The sequence below is a fragment of the Zooshikella ganghwensis DSM 15267 genome (assembly GCF_000428585.1).
In the GTDB taxonomy this organism is placed as follows: Bacteria; Pseudomonadota; Gammaproteobacteria; order Pseudomonadales; family Zooshikellaceae; genus Zooshikella; species Zooshikella ganghwensis.
The window spans coordinates 1-3,725 of the sequence record NZ_AUAF01000258.1; the positions used below are offsets into that span (position 1 = coordinate 1).

Below are 3,725 nucleotides of genomic sequence, written 5' to 3' on the forward strand. Positions count from 1 at the left end.
CCCTGTGAGCTATGCGCAACGCATTTAATTCTTCTTCTGTGAGCCAAAATCCTTTCATGGTCGCAAAGGATATACAATTTCCTTGTTAAATCAAAAGATTAAACCTAATTCTCAAACGCTATGGGTATAGTTAATGCTTTGACAGTCTGGATGGACAATTTCACTAAGAAAATCGAGTCATCAGACATTCCAAACCATTATAAAAAGCGTATTAATACGAATGCGTCATCTTTAGAATATCTAATGAAGTGGGAATATATTGTCATGCAAATTAAACCAAGCTTTTTAATTTGGCCACTTTGTTTTGGCAAGCATCCTCAAGCATTAATTCAATTATCATCGAGCACGATTGAAGAGTTTGCGAACCATCAAGCTGCTGGACTTAACGAAGGTTTATCTATGCTTTATTTGGATAGCTTTGGAGATCGTGTATTTCCTTATTTACAGAAAGGGTTATCTATCATGTACACACAGTATCATAACCTTTTGGTAAAATGTCATATAAACTCTATAATATTGGAATTTATTATAGATATCTTCCAGCATTTCCTCAGCATTTTACTATCTATAATCACAATACCATTTCACAAAAAACGAACAAAATATCAACTTATTTATCACTTCTACCATTGGATATCTCTTTTCGCTGGCTATCATTTTTCAAAACCAGCAAAACTTCATGAAGAGTTTAATAGCCACTATTTAGATATAACACAATTCTCCCTATCAATGTATCTACTATCATTTAAAAAATGATGCAGTAAAAAGTACTTTTACACACAAAGAAACCTACAATCAAATATTAACCAAAATAACAATACAAAACACACATTAAACATCTATTATAAAATGTAGCGATATCTTTATTGCATAATATTAAAGCAAGCTATTCATCAACATAAGAAACTATATCTACTAAAGAAAGCCACAAAACGAAGCAATATATACCCACAGCGAAGGGTATATGAGTTCGATAAGCTAAACAGTTCAGCACACTCTAGTCAAGGAGGATTAGACTATGCTAACAAGATCACTAAAATTATTATCCATTCTTTGTTTATTCAACCTTAACTCCTATTCCTCAGCTAATCCTAACAGTATTATCATTAATACCCAACCCGAAAATAGAAAAATCGTGGGTGGTGAAGATGCTATTCGTGGCGAATTTCCCTTCATGGTTTCCCTACAAATTTATAATAATAACCACTTTTGTGGTGGGTCTGTTATAGCTAGCCGATATATTCTCACTGCAGCACACTGTGTAGCAAGCTATTCAGTTCAGTCTATTGTTGTAGGTAAGCACGCAACATACAATAATAATGGTGCTACAACTATTCGGGTAAAACGACAGATAGTTCACCCTCAATATGATGCCTACTACTTATATAATGATGTTGCCTTATTAGAACTTGAAAATGATATTCCTTACAAGTACAAGCCTATTCAACTTGCCAATGAATATATTACATCAACCTACGCAGGGCAAGGTATGTATACTACTGTTATTGGTTGGGGAGATACTCAGGGAACAGGTAATCCCTATGTTTTACAAAAAGTAGATGTGCCAATTACATCTACACGTATATGTCAGAATGCCGGAGGCATTTATTCAAATATTTGCGCAGGACTTCCACAAGGTGGTAAAGATTCCTGTCAAGGTGACTCCGGTGGACCCTTATTTATAAAAACTAATAATGGCTTCTATCAAGTTGGTATTGTTAGCTTCGGATCCGGTTGTGCCCAACCAAATCGCCCCGGAGTATATGCTCGAGTCGCTAACTTTAAATTATGGATAGAGCAATACCTAACTCAGAGAGACAAAGTGGCAATAGCGTATTGACAGTAACAACTCTAATCGATATTACAGCGCTGCCAAGCCGTTATTATGTAGAATGACTACACGGCATTCCTTGTAGCTTGCTAGGCGCAAAAAATAGTCTACAGCAGTGGTGGTTACCAGGCCCTAGCCTGACTTGAACAAAACAATGTCATACTATGATTGAAGTACCCAGTAAACACCAATTAATATAAAAGGTGCTCCAATAAAATGGGTTAAAGATAATCCTCGATCCAGTAATATAAAAGATAATAGCACAGCAAACATAGGCGTACTCAAGCGTACAATAGCTGCCGTAGATGGTCCAGCAAGCTGACATGCATACTTATAAGCCATACCTGCTGAAATAGTCGAGAATAGTACTAAAGCAAATAATAAACCTGCTTGATGAACATCAGGACTTTGAAGTTCTGACGCTGACACGCTCCAACTTAATAATAAACCAAGACCAAGTAAATATGACCAAAAATTTACACTTGTAACATTCACTGTTTTTGATGCACTCATCAATGAAAAAACAGCCATTGTAATAGCTGCACCCAACGCACATAGTAAGCCGACCAGTACATGGCTATCATCATTAACAGTCGATTGATCTATCGTAGCAGATCCTACAATTACCAGTGTTGAACCTAAAAGTGCTGAGATAGCCCCTATACATTTATTTAGTGAGGGCTTAACCCCCTTAAAAAACTCAACTCCTATTATAAAAACAGGAGTAGTACTTATAATAAGGGCTACATCAACCATGTTCGCTAACAAAAACGCTGTGGTTGCGAATGTATAGTAACAACAAAGTGCCGCACCACAACACACAGCTCGTTTTGTTAAAGAAAGCGTCTGCGAAGTTAAATATATAATAATACTGGTAATAAGCAACGAAAGAAGAAAACGATAAAATAAAATAGTATCTAATGATAAATTACTTAAATAACTAATCCATATTCCTGTTGCTCCCCACATAAGGCTAGAGTATAGTGAAAAACCTGCACCTATCGTAATTTCATTGCGCATTAACTTGCCATTTTTTGTTGCTGGCTCGTACAGCTAATCATCTGCGCTTCTTGATATAACTCATCCCAGTACTGAACATGAGCATCAATTTCATTTGTCATAAAGCGCATGAGGGTTACGTAGCGTTTTTTACCTTCTAGTTCTTGTTTAAGTGGGGTGAATGTATCCTGAAAGTGCTCTAACTCAAGGTGCTCGTGAATATCCCACCATGGTGACTTGTCAATACCATAATAAGCTTTCAGTGCTTTTTTAACATAAGTATTTCGAATTGATGCAAACAACTCTCTCGCAGATAACGCTGCAACTGATTCCACAAAGTTAGTATCGCTTGTACCAAAAACATTTAAAAAGTGTGATTTGTATTTACGAGTAGCATGACTCTCAGGCTCTCTAGGTTCCGTTGAATGCTCTAGCTGCTCAATAAATCGTTGGTACATCAAAGTATGGTTTTCTTTCATTTCAACCATCACATGATGTGCCAAAGCTTGAACCGTATGAGATACATAAGGGTGTGAGGCATCACCGCTCTTCAGTATACATAAACCAAACCACTCATGAAATATATTACGCCAGTATTCATACTGCATAAAAATATAGCGCAAATCTGCAACAGAAATTACACCTCCAGCTAAGTCTTTAAAAAAAAGACTGTCGGCCAATACTTTATTGGAGTAACTGACAATAATGTCAGCCATTTCATCAACTGTATATGTTTTATTCATAACATTCCCTGTTATTTGTATACTATACCCTTCACGAATCATTTTTAGGGTTTGTTGCTATGTACAGGACAAAAAACTGAATAAATAAGAAAAATCAATTAGTTAGAAGTGAATTGATCCCTCATTGGTATTACAATTCAGGCTGCGAAACC

General features: G+C 36.2%; 4 protein-coding genes. 2 read left to right on the forward strand and 2 right to left on the reverse strand.

The genetic code is table 11. From position 1 onward, the window contains the following. Positions 1-264 precede the first annotated feature (264 nt). Together F607_RS0125415 and F607_RS31870 are read left to right on the forward strand one after the other, a co-directional pair. On the forward strand, positions 265-756 hold the full coding sequence (locus F607_RS0125415; protein ID WP_157365605.1) for a hypothetical protein: 492 nt from the start codon (positions 265-267) through the stop codon (positions 754-756). Between the two features lie 262 nt (positions 757-1,018). Continuing rightward, positions 1,019-1,840 (forward strand): serine protease, encoded by an 822-nt coding sequence (locus F607_RS31870; protein WP_051311834.1) that lies wholly within the window; start codon positions 1,019-1,021, stop codon positions 1,838-1,840. A 153-nt stretch (positions 1,841-1,993) separates the two neighbouring features. On the opposite strand, the gene F607_RS0125425 is transcribed toward F607_RS31870, so the two are convergent. Next, complete coding sequence (locus F607_RS0125425) at positions 1,994-2,851, reverse strand: DMT family transporter (protein ID WP_027710266.1); 858 nt, start codon at positions 2,849-2,851, stop codon at positions 1,994-1,996. Continuing rightward, positions 2,851-3,573 carry an iron-containing redox enzyme family protein gene (locus F607_RS0125430; protein WP_027710267.1) on the reverse strand — a complete coding sequence of 241 codons (723 nt, stop codon included), beginning with the start codon at positions 3,571-3,573 and terminating at the stop codon, positions 2,851-2,853. The genes F607_RS0125425 and F607_RS0125430 overlap by 1 nt, the downstream gene beginning before the upstream one ends. Positions 3,574-3,725: the final 152 nt, after the last annotated feature.

What these genes read in the sequence shown, in the direction of transcription:
- F607_RS0125415 (WP_157365605.1), top strand. Translation starts at nt 265, where the DNA reads ATGCAAATTAAACCAAGCTTTTTAATTTGGCCACTTTGTTTTGGCAAG.
- F607_RS0125425 (WP_027710266.1), bottom strand. Translation starts at nt 2,851, where the DNA reads ATGCGCAATGAAATTACGATAGGTGCAGGTTTTTCACTATACTCTAGC.
- F607_RS31870 (WP_051311834.1), top strand. Translation starts at nt 1,019, where the DNA reads ATGCTAACAAGATCACTAAAATTATTATCCATTCTTTGTTTATTCAAC.
- F607_RS0125430 (WP_027710267.1), bottom strand. Translation starts at nt 3,573, where the DNA reads ATGAATAAAACATATACAGTTGATGAAATGGCTGACATTATTGTCAGT.